The 510-nt window shown below is 77.8% G+C and carries 1 protein-coding gene; it reads left to right on the forward strand.

Annotated features, from left to right (window positions below; all coding sequences use genetic code 11):
* Positions 1 to 414: ABC transporter permease (locus RM780_RS27615; protein WP_311633638.1), on the forward strand; the 414-nt coding region annotated here is incomplete at its 5' end.
* Positions 415 to 510: the final 96 nt, after the last annotated feature.

Raw genomic sequence — 510 nt, forward strand, 5'->3', positions numbered from 1 at the left:
GTCCCGGTGCGCGGGATCGCGCTGATCCCGGTGGCGGGGATCCTCATCGGCGGCTCGCTGACCGTGACCGCGCTGGCCGGGCGGCGCGCGCTGGAGGAGCTGGCAGCCAGGCGCGGGGAGGTGGAGGCGGCGATGGCGCTCGGGCTCCCGGCGCGGGAGGCGCGGCTGGAGATCGCGCGGCGGGCCGCCTCGGGGGCGTTGATCCCGGGGCTGGACCAGACCCGGACGGTGGGGCTCGTCACGCTGCCGGGGGCGTTCGTCGGGATGCTGCTGGGCGGCGCCTCCCCGGCGGCGGCCGGGGCGGTGCAGCTGTTCGTGCTGGTGGCGCTGATGGCCGGGCAGAGCGTGGCGGTGGCGATCACGCTGGAACTGGTGGCGCGCAGGCGACCGCTGCGGCGGCGATCGGGACGTTGATGAGGACCACCCAGCGCCAGCCCGGCCCTTCGGTGATCAGCCCCCCGGCCCGGACGCCGCAGACGGAGGCGACGCCGGCCAGCGCGCCCCAGATCC

The sequence above is a fragment of the Streptomyces boetiae genome, assembly GCF_031845405.1.
GTDB classification, from domain to species: domain Bacteria; phylum Actinomycetota; class Actinomycetes; order Streptomycetales; family Streptomycetaceae; genus Streptomyces; species Streptomyces boetiae.